This is a genomic window from Chryseobacterium sp. HNCC26DJ238, from assembly GCF_057180465.1.
Genome location: NZ_JBXUGI010000015.1, coordinates 13971 through 35164, shown reverse-complemented (window position 1 = coordinate 35164; position 21194 = coordinate 13971). Strand labels below are relative to the sequence as shown.

Below are 21194 nucleotides of genomic sequence, written 5' to 3'. Positions count from 1 at the left end.
CGAATAGTAACATGATAATAAATGTCTCTTCCTGCCCTGCCTGTTTGATTTAGAAAAATAAGGAAACGATGATGTCTATGATTTTGATCCCGATAAACGGAATGACTACGCCCCCTAATCCGAAGATAAGCAGATTTCTTCTCAGTAGCGCCGATGCACCGATGGGTTTATAGGCTACTCCTTTCAGCGCAAGCGGAATCAGTATCGGAATAATAATGGCGTTGAAGATGACCGCAGACAGAATTGCACTTTCAGGACTGTGAAGATTCATAATATTAAGCCCCTGCAGGGCAGGAATTGCAGTAATGAACAAGGCCGGGATAATGGCAAAATATTTTGCCACATCATTGGCAATACTGAATGTGGTCAGCGTTCCTCTTGTCATCAGAAGCTGCTTACCAATCTCCACAACTTCGATAAGCTTTGTAGGGTCATTGTCAAGATCAACCATGTTTCCTGCTTCTTTTGCAGCCTGTGTTCCGCTGTTCATGGCAACCCCTACATCTGCCTGGGCTAAAGCGGGAGCATCATTTGTGCCATCACCCATCATCGCAACCAGGCGGCCTTCAGTCTGTTCTTTTTTGATATAGTTCATTTTATCTTCCGGCTTTGCCTCTGCGATAAAATCATCCACCCCTGCTTTTTCGGCAATAAATTTTGCTGTCAGCGGATTGTCACCGGTTACCATTACGGTTTTAATACCCATTTTCCGGAGACGCTCAAACCGTTCACTGATACCGGGTTTGATGATATCCTGCAGTTCGATGACTCCCAAAACCTTTTCATTTTCTGAAACCACCAAAGGAGTTCCGCCGTTCTGAGAAATTTCTTTTACTTTGAGATCTGTTTCCTGCGGAAAAATATTACCTGCCGATTCAGATATTTTTCTGATCGCATCTGTAGCTCCCTTGCGTATACGGGTTCCCTCAAAATCAATCCCTGAACTTCTGGTTTCTGCCGTAAATTTGATGTACTTCGGATTGCTGATCTCATAGCCTGACGGATTAATTCCTGCTAACTCAATGATTGATTTTCCTTCGGGGGTTTCATCTGCCATCGAACTCAGAACAGCTGCTTTGATGAGCTGTTTTTCATCAATCCGGTCTGCCGGGTAAAAACCTGTTGCCTTACGGTTTCCAATGGTAATTGTACCGGTCTTATCCAAAAGCAGAACATCGATGTCTCCTGCCGTTTCCACAGCCCTGCCGCTTTTGGTAATCACATTGGCTCTTAAAGCTCTATCCATTCCTGCTATCCCGATAGCCGACAGCAATCCACCGATTGTTGTGGGAATAAGACAGACAAAAAGTGAGATAAATGAGGCAATCGTAATGGTCACATTAGAATAATCTGCAAATGGCTTTAAGGTGACACAGACAATGATGAAAACCAATGTAAAACCTGCCAGTAAAATAGTTAAGGCAATTTCGTTAGGTGTTTTCTGTCTGGAAGCCCCTTCTACCAAGGCAATCATTTTATCTAAAAAACTTTCGCCCGGCTGGGTGGTGACCTGTACGGTAATTTTATCTGACAAAACCTTCGTTCCTCCTGTTACAGAGCTTTTATCACCTCCTGCCTCACGGATGACAGGAGCCGATTCTCCGGTAATCGCACTTTCGTCTATGGTAGCAAGGCCTTCAATGATTTCTCCGTCTGAAGGAATAATATCTCCGGCTTCACAAACAAAAACGTCACCTTTTTGTAGTTTAGATGAAGAAACAGTCTGACCGTTCTGCAGTTTTGCGGGCGTTTCTTCCCTGGTTTTACGGAGACTGTCTGCCTGGGCTTTTCCGCGCGCTTCCGCAATGGCTTCTGCAAAATTCCCAAACAGAACAGTCAACAGAAGAATGATGAATACAGTGAAATTGTAGGCAAAACTTCCCTGGGATTTTTCTCCAGTCAAAGTCCAGACGCTCACAAAAAGCATGACCAATGTACCGAGCCACACGAGAAACATGACGGGATTTTTAAACATCAGTTTAGGATTCAGTTTCACAAAAGACTGTTTCAATGCTTCCTGAACCAATTCTTTTTGAAACAAAGATTTATTTTGAGTCATTTTAATTTCTGTTATTATATTTATTTAATATGTGATATATATTTTTTACCTGTCATATTGAATCGCCAGACCTTCATCCTGGTTTGGGTATTCAATTTAAAAGGATTTCAGTGAAAAATATTCTGCAATCGGTCCCAAAGCCAGTGCCGGGAAGAATGATAATGCTGCTATAATGGCGATTACGGCAAAAGTCATCAGTCCGAAAGTTGAAGTATCGGTTTTCAGGGTTCCCTCCCCTTCCGGAATGTATTTTTTCTGTGCGAGCAATCCTGCAATGGCCACGGGGCCGATAATTGGCAAGAAGCGGCCGAGCAGCAGTACAATTCCTGTAGAGATATTCCAGAAAAGATTATTATCTCCCAGTCCTTCAAAACCACTTCCGTTGTTGGCAGCTGAAGAGGTATATTCGTAGAGGACTTCACTGAAACCATGGAATCCCGGGTTATTGAGGGTTGAGGTTCCTACTTCAGGAAAATAGGCAGCTACAGCAGTTCCTGCCAGAATGAGGAAAGGATGAAAAAGGGCAACGATCATTGCAATTTTCATTTCGCGGGCTTCAATCTTTTTACCCATAAATTCGGGAGTACGGCCCACCATCAGTCCGCTGATGAAGACTGCAAGAATAATATAAATAAATATATTGAGGATTCCTGCTCCATCCCCTCCATAAAATGCATTGACCATCATCGCAAGCATTTCGGTCATTCCTGAAAGCGGCATCGAACTATCGTGCATTGAATTGACAGATCCGGTAGAAATCACCGTGGTAACAATACTCCAGAAACCTGAAGCGGCTGATCCGAAACGGATTTCTTTACCTTCCATCGCACCGAGTGACTGATCAATCCCCATCTGGCTGATAGCAGGGTTACCGTTCATTTCCATCACAACAGTCGGTACGGCCAGCAGGAGAAATCCGACAGTCATAACCCCGAAAATCATACATCCGAATTTCTTTCTGCGGATAAAATAACCAAATGCAAAAACCATTGCCATCGGAATGATGAATTGAGCAAACATCTCAACCATATTGGTAAAGTAGTTCGGATTTTCAAGAGGATGGGCTCCGTTGGCTCCAAAGAATCCTCCGCCGTTAGTCCCGATATGTTTTATCGGAACAAATGCAGCAACGGGCCCTGTGGAAACTTCCACATTTTTGCCTTCCAGGGTGACCATTTTGTCTTTCCCGTTAAAAGTCATCGGCATTCCCTGGAAAACCATCACCGCACCCATCAGTAGAGAAAGAGGCAACAAAATCCTGGTATTGGATTTAAGGAAATACTCATAAAAGTTACCCAGCTTTTCTGTTGATTTTTCACGAAATGCTTTAAACACAACAATTGACGCTGCCATTCCCGTGGCAGCGGAAACAAACTGCAGAAACATCAGCCAGATCTGCCCGAGGTAACTCAGTCCGCTTTCGCCTGAGTAATGCTGTAAATTACAGTTGACCAGGAAAGAAATCGCTGTATTAAAAGCCAGATCAGGTGACATATCAGGATTTCCATCCGGATTCATAGGAAGCCAGCTCATATTCATCAGAACGAGCATACTGATGAAGAACCATAAAAAATTGATGGTTAATAGTGCTGTGAGATGCTGCTTCCAGTTCATTTCATGATTAGGATCAATTCCTGACACTTTGTAGAAAAAATTCTCCAAAGGTTTGAAAACAGAATCGAGAAATGTTTTTTCTCCTGTATAGACTTTTGAAATATACTTTCCAAAAGGCAGTGCCAAAAGCAATGTTATGATGAACATTGCTATAACGCCTAAAATTTCAGTGTTCATAGTTTGTTTAATGAATTAGAGCAAATTCTTTTACGGTAATGATCAGATACATAAAAGCGATGATGAAGCTGATCCAGAAAATAAGGATGCACCATTCTTTCAGCTGATGTATGATTTTACGGTTCATTTGCTGATTAAATTTTTTAAAATTTTTCCGGTTTTACAAGCACATAGCATATATAGATAAATATGGCTACTGATATAAAGAATAGTATGGTCATGTCTAGAATTTTAAATATTGATCTTTTTTTGTTTGTTCAGTGTACACTTGCCGAAAACCATAGGGTATCTCCTGATAAAGAAACTTCCATTGTTGCGGCTTTAAATGTTTACGCAGGCTTCCGAATGATCGTACAAAGAGATTCTCTATAATATATCTGATGTAGGAATTTCCGTTTTTATAAATCCAGTACATTCTTTTAATCGAAACGGTAATATTCTGAACGTTTGCATTTTTCAGGGTACGAACTTTAATGTCATCAACCGCAACCTGTATCACTCCCGGAAAATTATTCTGTTCAGATAATTCTGTGATTTCTTTTCGAACTGATGGGAAAAATACTTTCAGATATTCAACAGCGGTAAGTCTGTTTATTCTGTTCAATATCTTTTTCATTTAAATTCTGTCGAAATAGTCAACAAGACGGTAAAACAGAAGGAATAACAGAACCGCTGTAATAATTAGAGTAATTGTTGTCATTTTTTTACTTGTTTTAATTAACCTGCAGAATCGCTGCGGCGACAAATACACCAAGAAGTACTGCAATATTGATGGTGATTATTTCAAGATTATGCTTTTCCCGGGTGGACTTCAAGAGTTTCCAGTCTCCGGTTTTTCTGATTTTCGATTTCATCTTCTTCAATTTTAGATTCCTGATTTATAGACCTGGCGGAAATAATTATCCTGCAGACCGGGAGACATTTTATCAAAAATCAATTCTTTATATCCCGGCTCACAGCAAAACGTTAGACTGTCTAAAGAGTAAACAAAAATATTTTCTATTGCATTCTTTAGTGCCTGATCCCCTTTGTTATAAAGCTGATTCATCTTAGTGATCGATTTTATCAGAATTTTCTGATCATGATTTTTAATCAGTTTTTTGATCTGTCCGGTAAAAACACTGATTACCATAAATGGTGTTTTGGTTTTGTAGAAATCCTGAAATTCTTCCTGAGATTCAGGAATGATCTTTACGATTTCTCTTACAGCATCTGTATGATTCATTTTTAGATTGTTTTGAGTACGTATGCCAAGATTTATTCCGTCAAAAGAAATAAAACTACAAAACACTGATAAACAATACTTTATTCAACAATTAAAATATTTTAAAACACAAAAAACCCTATCAAAATGATAGGGTCGTTATCAGAATGAAACTGTTTCTATGAAATTTTATATTCTTCTACCTTTCTGTACAGAGTTGCGATGCCGATTTCCAGTAGGCGGGCTGCTTCTGCTTTATTGCCTTTGGTATGATTGAGAACTTTCTGTATCTGCATTTTCTCCGCACTTGCCATAGAAAAGGCTGACATTATTTTTGCCTGTGCAGGATCTCTTTCGCTGTTATAGATTAAAATATCTACCGGAAGGCTGTCAACTTCCAGTTCTGAAGAATCAGTCAGGATCACACTGCGTTCTATCACGTTTCGAAGTTCACGGATATTCCCTTTCCAGTGATGGTTTTTTAATGCTTTCAGATAGTCGGGTGTAACTGAAGTAATATTTTTGCCTGTTTTCTGAGAAAAACTTTTCAGAAAGAAATTGACAAGAAGTTCGATATCGGCTGTCCTTTCCCGTAATGACGGAAGCTTAATCTGAAAAACATTGATCCTGTAGTATAAATCTTCCCGAAAATTTCCTTTTTCGATTTCAGTTTCCAGATCTCTGTTGGTGGCCGCAATGATTCTGACATCGGTTTTGACAGGTTTACTGTCACCCACTTTGAAAAACTCCCCGGATTCCAGGACGCGGAGCAGCTTTGCCTGCAGATCCAAAGGCATTTCACCAATCTCATCCAGAAAGACCGTTCCCTGATCGGCTTCTTCAAAAATACCTTTGCTGTCCTTTAGTGCACCGGTGAAGGCACCTGCTCTGTGCCCGAACAGTTCGTTTTCCAGAAGGTCTTTACCAAAGGCTGAACAGTTGATGGCGACAAAAGTTTTTTTATTTCTTTTTCCGGCGTGATGAATTGCCTGGGCAAAAACCTCTTTGCCGGTACCGGTTTCACCCGTTAAAAGGACTGTTGCATCAGTCACCGCAACCTTTTGAGCGGATAAGATCGCAGAAGAAAACGAATCGGATTTCCCGATAATACTTTTGAAAGACTGTTTGGTATCCAGCTGTTTTTCAAGCTGCAGAACACGTTTATTGAGTGCTACTTTTTCTGCTGCTTTATAAATCAGAGGAAGAATCCGGGTATTATCATCTCCTTTGGTAATATAGTCGAAAGCACCGTTTTTAATGGCAAGAACGCCGTCCGGAATATTTCCGAAAGCTGTTAAAAGGATAATTTCAACGGTGAAAAACTTCTCTTTTACTGTTCTCAAGAATTCTACCCCGTTACCATCAGGCAGTTTCACATCGCAGATAACAATATCAATCTCTGAAGTTTCAAGCTTCTTTAATCCGCTTTTCAGACTGCTTGCTTCAAAGACTTCAAATCCTTCAAGACTGATGATGCGCGCCAGAAGCGTTCTGATTTTCGCCTCGTCATCAATGATTAGTATGGTGTTCAATGTTGTAGATTATAGCGTTCAAAATTAAAATTAAAATTTCATTCAATATCCATTTTCGGGTAACTATCTTTTGGGATTATGACACCCTTCCCTGATAAAAAAGCAGCTTTACAATGCAGAAGTTTTAAAATCAGCGATAAAAATGATTATTTGATGCCTGAAAATAAGGTTTTTACGTAAAATTTCCATTTATTCAGTATCTCTGTTTTGAAAAAAAGAAAAAAATATTACCTTTGCACCAACACAAAAGGGAGATTTGGAATTATTATTAATTTAACTTACAATAAGGTATACAGTATAATATGAATTATATTTACAAGCCTTAAATGCAGAAGTTAAAAGCCGGATACTCCTTGATGACTAAATTTGATATCATGCCGGATTTAAAGATACAGGAAGCAAAATTGCTTTTCAACAAAATCCACTCGAACCCAAAAAGTTACGATTTAAAGATCAATGAAGAAGGGATTACAGGCAGGGATGATAAAATAAGTTTCAGACTCTACAGGAACGGTGAGGGAAGTGCCTTTGAGGTACTGATTGACGGGATAACGTTCACCAATACGACCGGGGAATGGAATAATGGGCTGAATATGCTGACAAGCACAATCAGAAAAATAGAAAAAGAACAACAGAATATAAAACTAGAACAGGCATTAGATAAACTCAAAAAATACCTCTCAGAATAAAGTTTAAATTTTTTAAAAATAAATTTGGCTGGTAAAAAAAAAGTTTATAAATTTGCACTCACATTTGAACGATATGGCAAATCATAAATCAGCTCTTAAAAGAATAAGACAAAACGAAGTTAGAAAAGTTCGTAACAGATACTACCACAAGACTGCTAGAACAGCAATCAAAGGGTTAAGAAATGAAGAGGACAAAACTGCAGCAACAGAACAATTGCCAAAAGTGATCGCTTTATTGGATAAATTAGCTAAGAAAAACATTATCCACAAAAACAAAGCGGCTAACTTAAAAAGTAAATTGACTAAGCACGTTAATAAGTTAGCGTAATTATAGTAGGCCCGTTCGTCTATCGGTTAGGACCTCAGGTTTTCATCCTGGTAAGAGGGGTTCGACTCCCCTACGGGCTACTAAAAAGAATTGAAACTTTTAAAAATTCAAATTACTAACCCGTTATTTATAACGTGATGGTAGATGGCCCGTTCGTCTATCGGTTAGGACCTCAGGTTTTCATCCTGGTAAGAGGGGTTCGACTCCCCTACGGGCTACTAAAAAGAGATTTCAGATTTGAAATCTCTTTTTTTATTAATAACATGGTCAAAAATCATCTTTAAAATTATAATTGATATCTCAAATTGTTGTAATTTTGAAATTCATCAGATGATATGATGTTTTAAAGATGCAGATCCAAAGAAAAACCTTAGCGCAGGAAGTTGCAGAACGATTAATCGATGGTATTTCCAACGATGAATATACGATCGGGGAAAAACTTCCGATCGAACCGGAGTTGATGAATATCTACGGGGTGGGGCGGTCGAGTATCCGGGAAGCCATAAAAATTTTAATCATTAAAGGAATTCTCAATGTACAACAGGGAGTAGGAACTTTTGTCGTTGCTAAAAACGCTCAGGAGTCTTTGGAATCTCAGATGAGCAGAGCAGAAATACAGGAGGTACAGGAAGTCCGGTCGCTTCTTGACTCAAAGATTGCAGGTAAAGCAGCCCTGCAGCGAACTGATGAAGATTTGAAAACAATTAAAAAATATTTAGATCTCAGAGCCCAATATGCACAGGAAAATTCAGCAACAGAATGCTACCAGGCTGACATCAATTTTCATTTAGCTATTGCTGAAGCCTGCGGAAACAATCTTTTAAAGGAAATTTACAAAGTAGCTACAAAGCATATCATGACTTCTTTTGAAATCAGACATCATAATAATACCGACTCATTTAAAATTTCACAAAAAATACACCATGATCTCTATCAATCTATTGAAAACCGCAATGCTGGCAAAGCTTCCGTCATTGCACAAAAAATAGTTGATCAGGTTTACTGAAAAAACTTAATCAAATTCATCAGATGATATGATGAATCATAAAATAATAGTATGGAAAATTTATCTGTCAAAACAATTGACACCACAAAAATTGTTTACCCTATCCTCTTCATGATCAGTTTTTCTCATTTTTTAAATGATCTGATCCAGTCTACTATTCCGTCACTCTATCCTATTTTAAAGGGTGAATTTAGTTTATCGTTTTCACAGATTGGAATTATTACATTAGTATTCCAGCTCACCGCTTCTATTTTACAGCCTTTTGTAGGGATTTACACTGATAAAAAACCTAATCCCAGATCTTTGGCCATTGGTATGGGACTGTCTATGGCAGGATTACTTCTGTTGGCAGCCGCCCATCAATATTATGTCATTCTTATCGCAGTTGCCTTCATTGGGATGGGCTCTTCTATTTTTCATCCCGAAGCTTCAAGAGTCGCTCAGCTGGCATCGGGCGGACAGAAAGGATTGGCTCAGTCTATTTTTCAGGTTGGCGGAAATTCAGGAAGTGCCATAGGACCTTTGCTGGTTGCATTAATTATTCTTCCTTTAGGACAAGGTTATGTAGGACTGTTTGCTATTGCAGCACTTATCGGAATTATTGTTCTGTGGAGAATCGGAAACTGGTATGCAGAAAGATTATCATTGAAAAAATCAGCAAAGCACCCCAGTGACATTATTGAAATACAGCTTTCCCGTAAAAAAGTTCTGTTTTCAGTAATCATTTTATTGGCTCTGGTATTTTCAAAGTATATTTACCTGGCTTCCATGACCAATTATTTTACTTTCTTTCTTATTGATAAATTCCACATTTCGGTACAGGATTCTCAATTATTTTTATTCATGTTTTTAGCAGCAGTTGCTGTCGGTACTATTTTAGGAGGAAAATTAGGAGACCGGTACGGCAGAAAAAAAATCATCTGGATCTCTATCCTTGGAGCAGCACCTTTTACCCTCTGTCTTCCTTACCTTTCTCTATTCTGGACTATTGCTTTTGCTGTTATCATAGGATTAATCATTGCTTCTGCATTTTCCGCAATATTAGTTTACGCCACCGACCTGATGCCCAATAAAATCGGATTGGTCGCAGGATTATTTTTCGGATTTATGTTTGGAATGGGCGGGATCGGTTCTGCCGTTTTAGGAGCAGTTGCAGACGATACCGGCATCGAATATGTTTTCAGGATATGTGCATTTCTACCTCTCATGGGAATTATAACCGCATTCTTACCGAATATCAAAGGACCTAAAAAATAGCCCTCAGTTCCGTATGGATGAGGACTATTACAATCAGCGAACAGAATTTCAGGTTTATGCAGGAATCACAAAACCAGCCTTCTCGCCAAAATTCTGTTTTGCCTGTCTAAATTCCAAAATTAAGAAAAACACTTAAGCGTGACTTTGCTTCAATATCTCCGGCGGCTAAATCAGAAGATACAGGCAACATTACTTCTGTTCCTAAACTAAACTTTTTATATGAAGCTTCAAATCCCAGCTTTCCATAAACTGCACTTCCTGCAGTTTTTGGAAGATCTTCCCTGTATTGGCGGTTACGGTCATACACTTCACCCTGGAAACCGAATTTTGCAGACAGAATGCTTTTGTCATTTCCTGAGATCTGATAAAATCCGGTTGCTGAATAATTCCATTGATTGCCAAACTGATAATGCTTTCTGTTCTCCGTCTTAATGGTGTAATCGGTATTGAGAAGTACAGCCAGTTTATTTTTCTGAAATCTGTAATTTAATACAGCCTGATAATCCCAACTTCCTGTACCCAATTGAAAACTAGGGTTGACTCCGGAAATCCCTTTTTCATCAAACTTTCCCAGCGGAACCTTGACTCCGACTCCACCATTCAACTGGTGAATATTGTCTTTTGACTGCATCAACTGATAAATTCCCATGACGCTAGCATCACCAATTCCGTTGATATTGATGTCCCCCTGCAGGGTTTTCTTTTCATGAAAGTGAAATGGCAGACTCCCGTAAATACTCAATCGTTGAGTCAGGGGAACTCTTGCCCAAAGTTGCAGCGTATTAAAATACTGATCCTGTGTTAAATCATTGACAAATAAATTTTCTTTTGCTTTGTAATGCTGAGCAAAATATTTGAGTCCGATAAACTGAGGGTTAAGTAAAGATTCAAATCCTGATGAACCATTTCCGGCTGCACAACCACATGCATCACAGAAATAAGTATTCTGCATCAGACTATTTATTTCATCATGCGGAATAGATACGCTGTCGTTTGTATTTTTTGCCCGAAGTGAAATAAATAAAAACAGGCTGACCATAAAAATTAACTTCTTCATTCTATTTTTTTTCTGCAAATTTTGGATTGGTAATGAAATTTTTATCACTTAACGTTTTCAGAAAGGCAATGATAGATTGTTTTTCTGAGTCGCTCATTGCAATTCCAATGTGTCCGTTTTGTTTTAACAGTGGATCCAGATTTGCGTGGTTTTCAACATTGTCCGAATAGAAATTCATCACGGCATCGAGTGTATAGAATCTTCCGTCATGCATATACGGTACTGTATATTCAATGTTTCTGAGACTCGGTACCCGGAATTTCATATCATCATTCTCATCTAATGTAACTCTGTATCTTCCGCGGTCTTTGAACTGCATATTATAGTACATCCCTGTATTTCTATAGCTTTCATCAGTAAATAATTCACCGGAATGACAAGCTGAGCATTTATTCTGAAACAGAGCCATCCCCTTCGTTTCTTCAACCGTAAAAGCTGTGATTCCTTTTTTCATTCGATCATATCTGGAGTCAGCTGAAATCATTGTTGCCATAAATTGAGAAATTGCTTTGAGGATTCGGCTTCCTGTAATATCATCATCTCCGAATGCTGCTTTAAACATTTTCTTATAGTTAGAATCAGCATTCAATTTTCCTACAGCTTCAGGAAGTGAACTGTCCATTTCGAAATCAGTGGTAATCGGAACCAGTGATCTTTCATCCAGGTTATGGCTTACTCCATCCCACGTATAGTTTTTGATAAAAGCCATATTCTGAAGGGGTGGTGCATTTCTGATTCCCATTTTATCATTGATTCCATGACTTACCGGATGACCGTGATGGGTAAAAGCGTACTCCTGAATATGACAGAATCCGCAGGAAATCGTATTGTTTCCTGAAAGTCTTCCTTCATAAAATAATTTTTTTCCTAATGCAACCCCATTGACCGTGACAGGATTTCCCGTAACGTCAAATGTCATTTCAGGAAATCCTGAAGGGATTTCTATCTTGTAATCTTCATTTTTTTCCAGTGGTTCTATCACCTCATCAGCACATGACCACATGACGAGCATCGAAAAAAAAGAAATCCAAAGAGGACAGCTAAGCCGGTCTCCCTGGAATTTTGTTATCCTATCAGTCATTATGTACATGATCTACTCTGAACATTTTTGTAAGATTATTCGTAACAATGATCAAATGCTGGTTAGATCCCATCGCCATATTATTGGTGTTATCTAAGGTCAGTGCTGTCTGACCACTTACATATTGATTAAGATCCGCAAGAATATGAACAGATGGTGTAACATCTTTGCTAACTCTGGCTGTTGTTGGCAAATCGAGTGTAATTTCTCTGTAAAGATCAGCTGTTCCATTAGCCGTGGTATTTCCCATATTTCCACAATGATTCATAAACTCAGTATTGGCTGAAGAAGTTCCGTATTTACCTTCTAATTTGGTGAAAATATACCCTGCTGCCCAAGACCAGGCCATGCCTGCCGTTTTTGCCTTCTGCCAGAATAATCCCTGCCCATCCTGCCCTATCAGGTAAGCCGCCTGGTTGATTCCTAAACCTATTCTGATCTTCCTGTAATTGTTTTTAGGAATTTCAGTTAGGTTGAGATAGCTGATTCCTCCGACTGCTTCTGCCTGATCTACAATAAAAGCACCCTGATCAGGATCATTATAATGATATTTAAATTCTCCTCCGTTCTCATCAATTAATGTAATATTGCTGATTACATATTTTAATGTTGAAAACTGAATCTTCTGACCACTGGAAGAAGTTTGGGTGGTCTGGTTTAAGACGATATTTCCTAAATTATTAAACCCATTTTCAAATTTAAGCTGAAGTTTTCCTGAAGATGCACCTGCAGCAACATCTTCATCATCATCGTTAGATGTGCAGGATGAAACAGAAAGTAAAATAAATGCAAAAGAGAATAATGATAAAAATTTGTAAATTTTCATTGTTGATTTTTTTAGTTGAAATTTTAATATAGAAATTTTTCTGAATGAGAATCATTCAGCTATATAACCGCAAAAGAGCGACAGAAACTATTTGCCGATATCAGATAAAATCTTTTAAATATAAAATCACAGAAGTCTTAAGAAAATCCAGGATTATCTATTCTGCATTCTTTTTACATAAAGCAAAACTTAAAATAAATGAGATTTTTATCTGGGAAATGGTTTATTAAGAGCGAACCTTTGCGGTTTATGAAATAAAAATTTAAAAAACCGGTGGTCTGAAAATTGGTTGTAAAAACAGAAAAGAATAGACTGTTTTATAAGAAAAATTGAAATGATAAGGGAGAAAATTTCCTGCTGTACCGACTTTAATCATTTCAGGAAGAATATAGATATCCAGTAATTTCTGTCCTGAATTTTTGGTTTTATGAAAAGGTGAGGAATCAACATCATTTGTTTCAGACAGTTCTCTGGCTAAATAACATTTACCGTTACAGTTGAGTTCAACTTTTTTCCGGTTAATACAGAGTTCCTGGCTGATATACTGATAATTTGCAGCATATTCCACCAACGGGATCAGAGGCCTGAACACCGTAAAAAAAGTGAGAAATATGCTGCAAATCAGATTCAAAGATTATTTTTTGCTTAATGCTTCATCATATCTTCTGCTGATTTCTTTCCAGTTGGTTACGTTCCAGATCGCAGTTAAATAATCAGCTCTTTTGTTTTGATATTTTAGATAATAAGCATGTTCCCAAACATCTATTCCGAAAATTGGAGTACCTTTTTCATCAACAACATCCATTAGCGGATTGTCCTGATTCGGAGTAGAAGAAACGAATAATTTTCCGTTTTTATCAACAGAAAGCCACGCCCAGCCAGAACCGAAACGGTCAGCTCCTGCTTTACTCATTTTCTCTTTAAAGGCATCCATACTTCCAAATGCATCTGTAATTGCTTTTGACAATTTTGCTGAAGGCTGTGTATTTTTCTGTGGTGTCAGAACGGTCCAGAATAATTCGTGATTGTAATGTCCTCCGGCATTATTTCTTACCGCCATCGGTAAAGTTCCTGCTTTTGATAGAATTTGAAACAGAGTCTTTTTTTCCTGGGGAGTTCCTGCAATTGCTTTATTCAGGTTAGCAACATAGGCAGCTGCATGTTTAGAATAGTGGATCTCCATTGTCTGAGCATCGATATTGCCTTCTAATGCATTGTACGCATAAGGTAACGGTGACTGCTTAAACTGTGCAAACGCAAACTGCGCTGCAAAAACTGCAGTGAATGCAGCTACTTTAAAAATTTTCATACGTTTTGTTTATATGGGTTAAACATTTAATTTATTGATGGTCATTGAAAGAAAGAGGTCTTTATATATATTATGACTTCCGGCATTCAACTCCAAATATCCGGCCTTATTTCAATAATTTTTTAATATCTTCAATTAACATTTCTCTGTCCGGATGGAATTTCCCATTTAATCTGGGTACTGTTCCTTCTGCATCCTCGAAATTCAATCCTGAATAATAGAGGATCGGCATATTTTGCTTATTATAACGACATCTGATATTTCCGTCTTTGTCAACCAGAGCAATCATTCCGCTGTGATTGAGGTTTTCACTTTCATCTTCTTTATCACCGACATAGATATCAAACTGATCAGCCAGATTACCAATATATTTTCTGTCCCCAGTCAGAAAATGCCAATTGGGAGATTTCACCCCTATTTTTGCAGCATGATTCTTTAAGAGTTCCGGCGTATCATTTTCCGGATCGATGCTGATGGAAATAATTCCAAAGTCAGGATTATTAACTTCGTCCTCAATAGCTCTCATGTTTGTATTCATTACAGGGCATATCGTCGGACATTTGCTGAAGAAAAACTCTACCAGATAAACTTTTCCAAGCATATCTCTGTTGCTGATCTTATTATTATTCTGATCAGTAAGCTCAAAACCGGGAACTTTCATCACCGTGTAAAGATTACTTCTGAAATAACTCATCCCGAATCCAATACCCAAAAATAATAAAGCGATGATGGCAATCGGAAGAATGATCTTCTTTTTTGCGCTGCTTTCAGTTTTTTTATTTTTGGACATATTTCTCAGGATTTTTTTTGAACTCATCCTTACAGTAGCTACTGCAAAAACCATACGTTTTATTTTTGTAGACTGCAGTGTCTTTCATATCAGGTTCTGTTTTCATGTGACAGATCGGGTCAACATCGTTCGCAAATTTTACTATTTTCACCCCTGACTTTGAAGCCGTATTTTTTGTTTTATGCTTTACTTTAGGTGTTTCCTGCGCACAGGAAGATAATGAAACGGACAGCAAAGCTGTGAATATTATTTTTGTTATCATTAAATATAATTAAAAATGAATGATTAAAATCGATTAAAATTAACTGACTGTAAACTAAATATAATATGAGAATAAGCCAGCTTAGAAAATTAGAAATAATTATCCCTTACTATGCTGCAACCCACTCAACAAAAATTAAATGAACTGGAAAAATTAGTTTACCGAAAAAATTACGCCAGAGGAGGATGAAATATCCTGGAAAAATATTCCGAAGAATGAAAATCACTTCGGTTTGAATCAGTTTTCTCTGACTGAGAATCTGTTATCGAAATGTCTACAAAAGAAAAAATTTCATTTGATAAAAAAACATCAATGCCCGCAATTTTAATGTTTTGATTATTTCCGGACTGATTTTCTGTTTTTGCCAGTTCTTTTTTGACAAAACATTTTCCTTTACAGCCGGAATCAATGATCTTTCTGTTCTCGCAAAGATTTTTCACAATATACTCATAGTTGACTGCATAATTGACCAGTGGCAAAACAGGACGAATTGCAATGGTAAAAATCATGAAAAAGGCAAGCAGAAACTTCAAGTATTGAATCTTTAGTGCAAATATAGTGTACAAATTCTGTTTCCGCATTATTTTATGATGAAAGTCAGTTTTGCGTGGTAAAGATTGTTATACGAAAAAATTTTTCGGTAAAAGTGATGTTAAAAACATCTCATAGAATTATACAGATGTCTGAAAATAAAATTTTTATCGTGAGTTCGGGATAACCATTTCTTAGATAATTGATTTTCAAAACAATGTTGTTTTATCGCAAAGAAAAACAAAGATATACTGATTTTTGAAACGCTTTCAGGTTAAACAATGCCACTTCGTTCATCAAAGTAATACAAGAATCTTGTATTATCTTGATGAGTTTCAAACCTTCGACTATGCTAAATATTTTAAAACCATATGATTCATATTTTTATTTAGCTTTGCGTTTTACAGGGCCTCTTATTAAGTTCCAGCTAAGTCCAAATAAGCTATTCTTACTGTATTAAACGGACTGAAGCCCTTTTGTTACCCCGTTTTAGAATTAAATTCAATGACGACATTCATTTTTTATTTTCTAATCAAATTTCATTCTTTGAATTCTTACTGCATTTAATATAGCTAATAAAGCAACGCCGACGTCAGCAAATACCGCCTCCCACATAGTTGCCAAACCTCCTGCTCCCAGGACAAGAACAATTGCTTTCACTGCAAATGCCAGCGTAATATTCTGCCAGACTATTTTTTTTGTCTGCTTTCCGATATTGATCGCCATTGGAATTTTACCTGGCCGGTCATCCTGAATAACAATATCTGCAGTCTCTATTGTAGCATCACTTCCCAGTCCGCCCATGGCAATTCCTACATCACTTAACGCGACAACGGGTGCATCATTGACTCCATCCCCGACAAAAGCCACTGTTTGATTTTCAGCTTTGATCTCTTTAACTTTATTTACTTTATCCTCAGGAAGCAGATCACCGTAAGCATTTTCTATTCCCAACTGACGGGCTACCGATTGAACTACTGAATTCTTGTCACCACTTAACATGGTTGTTTTCACCCCTAATGATTTTAATCTGTCGATCGTGATTTTTGCATCATGCTTGACAGAATCCGAAATGGTAAGATATCCTACAAACTTTTGTCCGTAAGCAATGGCAATCAAAGTATAAATATCATTTCCCGACTTGAATTCATAATCGATTTTAAACCTGTCCATAAGTTTAAAATTACCTACCAGTAATTCTTTTCCTTCTACTGATGCTTTGAGACCATGCCCAGCAATTTCTTGTACATTTTTCAACTGAATGGAATGATCAATTTCACCCACAAACTGATGAATCGCTGTGGCGACAGGATGGGTACTCTGGCTTTCAAGCGCATTGACCCACTGTAAAATCTGATTCTGAGCAAAGTCCTGAGCAAAATGAACTTCCTGCACTTTGAAAACGCCCTCAGTCATGGTTCCGGTTTTGTCAACCACTACATTCTGAATACTGGCAAGAATATCAAGAAAGTTGCTTCCCTTGATTAAAATACCATTTCTGCTACCTGCTCCGATTCCGCCGAAATATCCTAAGGGAATAGAAATCACCAAAGCACATGGACAGGAGATTACCAGGAAAACCAATGCTTTATACAGCCAGTCTTTAAACTGATAATCGGCAGCAAAAAAGTACGGTAAAAAGGTGATTCCAACAGCAAGGAAAACCACAATGGGAGTATAAATTTTTGCGAATTTTCTGATAAACAATTCTGTAGGTGCTTTCTGGGAGGTCGCATTCTGAACTATTTCCAGGATTTTGCTCAGCTTACTGTCCTGGTAAGCAGCTGTCACTTTTATACGGCTTACTGTATTCAGATTAATCATTCCTGCTAAAACAGTTTCTCCTTCTGTCTTTGTGTCAGGTTTGCTTTCACCTGTCAGTGCAGCAGTATTAAAGGAAGCCTTTTCAGAAATCAGTACTCCGTCCAATCCTAATTTTTCACCTGATTTTAATCGGATGATATCTCCAATATTTACTTTTTCCGCTTTTACAACTTTTGGTTGATCATTTTCGATGACCGTCACCTCGTCCGGACGCTGGTCGAGAAGAGATTTGATATTTGATCTGGCTCTGGTTACCGCTATTGCCTGAAAAACCTCACCTACAGAATAAAAAAGCATTACTGCAACACCTTCCGGATATTCACCGATAGCAAAAGCACCGACTGTAGCAATTCCCATCAGGAAAAACTCTGAAAATACTTCACCGTGAATGATGCTCCCATACGCTTCCTTCAGCACAGGAACTCCCACCGGGATATATGCTGTTAAATACCACACCATACGCACCCATCCCGAAAACCAGTTGTTTTCAATAAAATGATCGAACGAAATCCCTGTTAGAAGCAAAACAAACGATAAAATTGCAGGTAAAAAAAGCTGAACTGTCGATTGATCCTGAATTTCATGAGAGTGGTCATGATCCTGATCTTCATGATTATGTTCTTTTTTTGGTTGTGTACTGCAACAGTCTTCCATAGTAAATTATTTGAAGCAAATGTAATGTTATAGTGGATGCAACACTATTGCAAACCTTCAAGACAATTTTCACAGACACCTTTGGCAAAGAGTCTTATTTCATCAATTCTGAAATCAGTTCTGATATTTTCAGGAAAAGATATCTCTTCTTTGCACGTCGTCTGTTTGCATATTTTGCAGTAAAAATGAAGATGCCGGTCTTTATGGGTATTTTCAGTACATCCATCATTACAAAGCGTGTATTTTGTTGTGTTATTTTCCTGAATACTGTGAACAATGCCTTTCTCTTCGAATGTTTTTAAAGTCCGGTAAATAGTAGTCCGGTCAGCATTCCGGAAATAATTTTCGATCTCTGATAAAGACACTGCAGACTGCTGTGAGCTTAAAAGGTCATAGATCAAAATCCTCATGCTTGTAGGTCTTGTATTTTTATCTGTTAATGTATGTTCGATATCTTTTTTCATGATTTATTGAATTGACCGATTTATTATTTCTTTGATTCGTTAATTTCAGCTTAAAAGAATGCTCGCTTTACCTGTTACTTTTCCAAAATCCTATCAGCTAAGAAGTAGTAAAACTACATCCTCTCTCAAAGTTAATGGTTTAAGATTTACATTATACTGTTTTTCAGTTTTCATTTTATGATTTTTTTCATGATAAACTTAAAACCCTGATGCATTATATCAATCTTAGAGACAAACCTAATAATAAAAAGTTCTGCAATGCTATTGCAAAGTTTAAATATCAGTAGAGCATGCAGTCCCTGCGTCCGGTCGACAGAAATAATTCGACACCTGCTGTAATTTTGCGTAGGAAGCCAATGAATTCTTATGTAGACAACAATAATTTTTTTGCGTAATATACTGTGGACGATCTTACATTAAGTGATTTTAATAAAATTGCTTCTAGCATAATGATTAAAATCAAAAGGTGTAGAAACATTTTTTTTTACCTCATAACGCTTAACAGTATCTCCCGAAATTATATCAATCAGTAAAAAAAACTGAAGATTTACTTAATCAGGCACATTAAAAACAAAAAGGAGTGGCCATACAACGGCTACTCCTTTCCTGAATATTTAATAGAATATTAATATAACCTCTGAATAGAGAGATATATTTCTCTGGTATCATCAGCTGTTGAAGACGTATTTTTATTATCAACAATGGGAAAATAATAAACTCTGTACCATTTATCATCCAATGAAAGATCCATAGTAAGCACTTCCTGGTTAGCCCCTGCACCACTTCCTGTAACTCTTGGTGTTGTCGTTCCCTCCAGATCATTAAATCCTAAGTTATAATAAATACCGTTATCCAATTCTACATAAGCAGAAGGAGCAAGCGAAGTTCCTGATCCTGTAGAAGTACTGGGAGCAAGCAAATAGTTTCCTGCATTGAATCGGTCTACTGTCGTTAAAGCACTGAACCAGATTTTAACCGGAGAAGCAGAGGTATTTACCAATCTCGGATACATAGTTACTGCACCATTTCCCACACTTGAATTTGCATTGAAATAAGCATCAAGCCTTAATTTACCTCCTAAAACAGGAAGATCCGAACGATAAGCACTTAGCCATACTCCTGCGATAGTAGATGGCATGCTGGCTTTGTAGAATACAAGATCACCAGGAGCCAGGCCATCACCCGCACCAATATCTGCGCTACAGGTCTGACCACCAATATTGACAGAAAATGTAGTTACGACGGGACTTGTTACTGTAGGTGTTCCCGATACCGTGTAGCTTAATGTTCCCGAACCTGAATTGAAATTCCCTGCTGACAAAGTAGCTGTAAGACCATTGACTGGACCAATGCTCTGCGCAGGGTAAATCCCACCGTTTCCACCTGTATAAGGAACATTCATTGTTCCTGTGTAAGGAGTTCCGGAAGTATATGTGCTGGGCGAAAGGGTAATCCCGTTGCACGTAATAGTCCCCACTGTTCCGGGAGCAAGCGATCCGTTATTAAAGGTGCGCCATTCTGTTCCATTCCAGAATACATAACCGTTATACACCAATCCTCCGGTTCCTAAATTATAAACCAGCAATCCCGTGGCTGGTGAAGGGATGGTCACCTGATCACTTTGGGAAGTTAATGCTACTTTTGGTCCGAGAAAGCCCTTTTTGCTGCCGGAAGCCAATCCGTCTACATTAATGTCAAGAATTGCAGATGCATTCGGAACAGCAGTTCCAACACCGACACTACCAGAGGCAGTCACAATAAAATCGTTAGCCTGCTGTGCTGCCGTGGGATTTCCTGTATCAACATTGTCTTTAGAACCATCTACATGAAATATTCCCCTTGGATTTGATGTATTGACCCCCACCTGAGAATACCCGGATATAAAAGAGCCAATTGAAACCAGTAAAATAATTTTTTTCATAAATATTTTTTTTAAGATTAATGCTGAAAAGAATAAACTTAATCAATAAGTAACTATTAAATTCAAAACATAAAAAGTGATTTGCAAAATTATTTTTAATTATAACGATAAAAAACATATTAATAAATGATAATAACGAAAATGACTTAACCTTTTATAAAATACTAAATATCAAATAATTAGACAAGTCATTATATGTAAAATAATTTATTTACATCTTTAAAAATTTAAATAATAAAACAAATTTATTGAAAAATGAAAAATTATAAAACAAAATATTTGATAAAAATGTAATATTTATATTTGTTTCATATGATCCTGCAATTTATAAGTATATTCTATATGTAAAAATTATCTGCGATCCTATTAATGACAGCAGATCTGAAGTACATTAAATGGTAGAAAAACTTAAAAGAAAATTTAAGCAACCTTAAAAGGATGTTCTTATTATCATCTTAATTAAATGATTACGAACAGAGAGCAGGGCAAAGACATCTAATTTGTTACCAGTTGTAGAAGTTCTTAAGAACACTAAAGACTAATTCATATATAATAAGATCTGACACATGAAATTTAACTTACTATTCAGTCAATGTACAAATCCCTGTA

General features: G+C 37.5%; 22 protein-coding genes and 2 tRNA genes. 6 read left to right on the top strand and 18 right to left on the bottom strand.

Translation table 11 applies throughout. The features are described from left to right. Positions 1 to 49 precede the first annotated feature (49 nt). The 7 genes from kdpB to AC2A07_RS14530 form a co-directional block, all read right to left on the bottom strand. Entirely contained in the window at positions 50 to 2059 is a 2010-nt protein-coding gene (kdpB, locus tag AC2A07_RS14560; protein ID WP_484051019.1) for a potassium-transporting ATPase subunit KdpB, read from the bottom strand. Between the two features lie 96 nt (positions 2060 to 2155). Continuing rightward, positions 2156 to 3850, bottom strand: a complete 1695-nt coding sequence (kdpA, locus tag AC2A07_RS14555; protein ID WP_484051018.1) for a potassium-transporting ATPase subunit KdpA — start codon at positions 3848 to 3850, stop codon at positions 2156 to 2158. Between the two features lie 143 nt (positions 3851 to 3993). Continuing rightward, a complete protein-coding gene (locus tag AC2A07_RS14550; protein ID WP_484051074.1) occupies positions 3994 to 4071 on the bottom strand; it encodes a potassium-transporting ATPase subunit F in 78 nt (25 codons plus the stop codon). A 2-nt stretch (positions 4072 to 4073) separates the two neighbouring features. Then, on the bottom strand, positions 4074 to 4466 hold the full coding sequence (locus AC2A07_RS14545; protein WP_314493611.1) for a DUF7674 family protein: 393 nt from the start codon (positions 4464 to 4466) through the stop codon (positions 4074 to 4076). 97 nt (positions 4467 to 4563) lie between these two features. After that, positions 4564 to 4704, bottom strand: coding sequence for a hypothetical protein (locus AC2A07_RS14540; protein WP_484051017.1), 141 nt, complete (start codon positions 4702 to 4704; stop codon positions 4564 to 4566). Positions 4705 to 4715: 11 nt separating this feature from the next. Beyond that, complete coding sequence (locus AC2A07_RS14535; protein ID WP_314493613.1) at positions 4716 to 5075, bottom strand: DUF7674 family protein; 360 nt, start codon at positions 5073 to 5075, stop codon at positions 4716 to 4718. Between the two features lie 158 nt (positions 5076 to 5233). After that, on the bottom strand, positions 5234 to 6586 hold the full coding sequence (locus AC2A07_RS14530; RefSeq protein ID WP_484051016.1) for a sigma-54-dependent transcriptional regulator: 1353 nt from the start codon (positions 6584 to 6586) through the stop codon (positions 5234 to 5236). Between the two features lie 326 nt (positions 6587 to 6912). Here AC2A07_RS14530 and AC2A07_RS14525 point away from each other — a divergent pair, with 326 nt between their 5' ends. From AC2A07_RS14525 to AC2A07_RS14500, 6 genes are all read left to right on the top strand, one after another. Next, complete coding sequence (locus AC2A07_RS14525) at positions 6913 to 7275, top strand: hypothetical protein (protein WP_314493615.1); 363 nt, start codon at positions 6913 to 6915, stop codon at positions 7273 to 7275. A 73-nt stretch (positions 7276 to 7348) separates the two neighbouring features. Then, positions 7349 to 7603, top strand: a complete 255-nt coding sequence (gene rpsT, locus AC2A07_RS14520; protein ID WP_047442289.1) for a 30S ribosomal protein S20 — start codon at positions 7349 to 7351, stop codon at positions 7601 to 7603. An 8-nt stretch (positions 7604 to 7611) separates the two neighbouring features. Further along, positions 7612 to 7683 (top strand) — tRNA-Glu (locus AC2A07_RS14515). Between the two features lie 66 nt (positions 7684 to 7749). After that, a tRNA-Glu gene (locus tag AC2A07_RS14510) sits at positions 7750 to 7821 on the top strand. A 131-nt stretch (positions 7822 to 7952) separates the two neighbouring features. Further along, the gene (locus AC2A07_RS14505; protein WP_484051015.1) at positions 7953 to 8609 is read left to right on the top strand and encodes a FadR/GntR family transcriptional regulator; all 657 of its coding nucleotides are present in this window, start codon (positions 7953 to 7955) and stop codon (positions 8607 to 8609) included. Positions 8610 to 8660: 51 nt separating this feature from the next. After that, positions 8661 to 9866, top strand: a complete 1206-nt coding sequence (locus AC2A07_RS14500) for an MFS transporter (protein WP_484051014.1) — start codon at positions 8661 to 8663, stop codon at positions 9864 to 9866. Positions 9867 to 9972: 106 nt separating this feature from the next. On the opposite strand, the gene AC2A07_RS14495 is transcribed toward AC2A07_RS14500, so the two are convergent. The 11 genes from AC2A07_RS14495 to AC2A07_RS14445 form a co-directional block, all read right to left on the bottom strand. Next, positions 9973 to 10923 carry a transporter gene (locus AC2A07_RS14495; RefSeq protein ID WP_484051013.1) on the bottom strand — a complete coding sequence of 317 codons (951 nt, stop codon included), beginning with the start codon at positions 10921 to 10923 and terminating at the stop codon, positions 9973 to 9975. A 1-nt stretch (position 10924) separates the two neighbouring features. Beyond that, complete coding sequence (locus AC2A07_RS14490) at positions 10925 to 12013, bottom strand: cytochrome-c peroxidase (protein WP_484051012.1); 1089 nt, start codon at positions 12011 to 12013, stop codon at positions 10925 to 10927. After that, positions 11997 to 12830: an MbnP family protein gene (locus tag AC2A07_RS14485; RefSeq protein WP_484051011.1), complete on the bottom strand. Its 834-nt coding sequence runs from the start codon at positions 12828 to 12830 to the stop codon at positions 11997 to 11999. Before AC2A07_RS14485 ends, AC2A07_RS14490 begins: the two co-directional genes overlap by 17 nt. Before the next feature lie 262 nt (positions 12831 to 13092). Next, a complete protein-coding gene (locus tag AC2A07_RS14480) occupies positions 13093 to 13461 on the bottom strand; it encodes a hypothetical protein (protein WP_484051010.1) in 369 nt (122 codons plus the stop codon). 3 nt (positions 13462 to 13464) lie between these two features. Then, positions 13465 to 14139 carry a superoxide dismutase gene (locus AC2A07_RS14475; protein WP_484051009.1) on the bottom strand — a complete coding sequence of 225 codons (675 nt, stop codon included), beginning with the start codon at positions 14137 to 14139 and terminating at the stop codon, positions 13465 to 13467. A gap of 106 nt (positions 14140 to 14245) precedes the next feature. Then, positions 14246 to 14929: an SCO family protein gene (locus tag AC2A07_RS14470; protein WP_484051008.1), complete on the bottom strand. Its 684-nt coding sequence runs from the start codon at positions 14927 to 14929 to the stop codon at positions 14246 to 14248. Next, positions 14916 to 15191: a YHS domain-containing protein gene (locus tag AC2A07_RS14465; protein ID WP_484051007.1), complete on the bottom strand. Its 276-nt coding sequence runs from the start codon at positions 15189 to 15191 to the stop codon at positions 14916 to 14918. The genes AC2A07_RS14470 and AC2A07_RS14465 overlap by 14 nt, the downstream gene beginning before the upstream one ends. 170 nt (positions 15192 to 15361) lie before the next feature. Continuing rightward, on the bottom strand, positions 15362 to 15724 hold the full coding sequence (locus tag AC2A07_RS14460) for a hypothetical protein (protein WP_484051006.1): 363 nt from the start codon (positions 15722 to 15724) through the stop codon (positions 15362 to 15364). A gap of 526 nt (positions 15725 to 16250) precedes the next feature. After that, positions 16251 to 18200, bottom strand: a complete 1950-nt coding sequence (locus tag AC2A07_RS14455; RefSeq protein WP_484051005.1) for a heavy metal translocating P-type ATPase — start codon at positions 18198 to 18200, stop codon at positions 16251 to 16253. 44 nt (positions 18201 to 18244) lie between these two features. Next, positions 18245 to 18664, bottom strand: a complete 420-nt coding sequence (locus AC2A07_RS14450) for a Fur family transcriptional regulator (protein WP_484051004.1) — start codon at positions 18662 to 18664, stop codon at positions 18245 to 18247. Positions 18665 to 19289: 625 nt separating this feature from the next. Further along, complete coding sequence (locus tag AC2A07_RS14445) at positions 19290 to 20585, bottom strand: hypothetical protein (RefSeq protein WP_484051003.1); 1296 nt, start codon at positions 20583 to 20585, stop codon at positions 19290 to 19292. Between the last annotated feature and the right edge of the window lie 609 nt (positions 20586 to 21194).

Excerpts from the sequence above, each read along its gene's own strand:
- kdpB (WP_484051019.1), bottom strand. The coding sequence starts at position 2,059 with ATGACTCAAAATAAATCTTTGTTTCAAAAAGAATTGGTTCAGGAAGCA.
- kdpA (WP_484051018.1), bottom strand. The coding sequence starts at position 3,850 with ATGAACACTGAAATTTTAGGCGTTATAGCAATGTTCATCATAACATTG.
- AC2A07_RS14550 (WP_484051074.1), bottom strand. The coding sequence starts at position 4,071 with ATGACCATACTATTCTTTATATCAGTAGCCATATTTATCTATATATGC.
- AC2A07_RS14545 (WP_314493611.1), bottom strand. The coding sequence starts at position 4,466 with ATGAAAAAGATATTGAACAGAATAAACAGACTTACCGCTGTTGAATAT.
- AC2A07_RS14540 (WP_484051017.1), bottom strand. The coding sequence starts at position 4,704 with ATGAAATCGAAAATCAGAAAAACCGGAGACTGGAAACTCTTGAAGTCC.
- AC2A07_RS14535 (WP_314493613.1), bottom strand. The coding sequence starts at position 5,075 with ATGAATCATACAGATGCTGTAAGAGAAATCGTAAAGATCATTCCTGAA.
- AC2A07_RS14525 (WP_314493615.1), top strand. The coding sequence starts at position 6,913 with ATGCAGAAGTTAAAAGCCGGATACTCCTTGATGACTAAATTTGATATC.
- rpsT (WP_047442289.1), top strand. The coding sequence starts at position 7,349 with ATGGCAAATCATAAATCAGCTCTTAAAAGAATAAGACAAAACGAAGTT.
- AC2A07_RS14505 (WP_484051015.1), top strand. The coding sequence starts at position 7,953 with ATGCAGATCCAAAGAAAAACCTTAGCGCAGGAAGTTGCAGAACGATTA.
- AC2A07_RS14500 (WP_484051014.1), top strand. The coding sequence starts at position 8,661 with ATGGAAAATTTATCTGTCAAAACAATTGACACCACAAAAATTGTTTAC.
- AC2A07_RS14495 (WP_484051013.1), bottom strand. The coding sequence starts at position 10,923 with ATGAAGAAGTTAATTTTTATGGTCAGCCTGTTTTTATTTATTTCACTT.
- AC2A07_RS14490 (WP_484051012.1), bottom strand. The coding sequence starts at position 12,013 with ATGTACATAATGACTGATAGGATAACAAAATTCCAGGGAGACCGGCTT.
- AC2A07_RS14485 (WP_484051011.1), bottom strand. The coding sequence starts at position 12,830 with ATGAAAATTTACAAATTTTTATCATTATTCTCTTTTGCATTTATTTTA.
- AC2A07_RS14475 (WP_484051009.1), bottom strand. The coding sequence starts at position 14,139 with ATGAAAATTTTTAAAGTAGCTGCATTCACTGCAGTTTTTGCAGCGCAG.
- AC2A07_RS14470 (WP_484051008.1), bottom strand. The coding sequence starts at position 14,929 with ATGTCCAAAAATAAAAAAACTGAAAGCAGCGCAAAAAAGAAGATCATT.
- AC2A07_RS14465 (WP_484051007.1), bottom strand. The coding sequence starts at position 15,191 with ATGATAACAAAAATAATATTCACAGCTTTGCTGTCCGTTTCATTATCT.
- AC2A07_RS14455 (WP_484051005.1), bottom strand. The coding sequence starts at position 18,200 with ATGGAAGACTGTTGCAGTACACAACCAAAAAAAGAACATAATCATGAA.
- AC2A07_RS14450 (WP_484051004.1), bottom strand. The coding sequence starts at position 18,664 with ATGAAAAAAGATATCGAACATACATTAACAGATAAAAATACAAGACCT.
- AC2A07_RS14445 (WP_484051003.1), bottom strand. The coding sequence starts at position 20,585 with ATGAAAAAAATTATTTTACTGGTTTCAATTGGCTCTTTTATATCCGGG.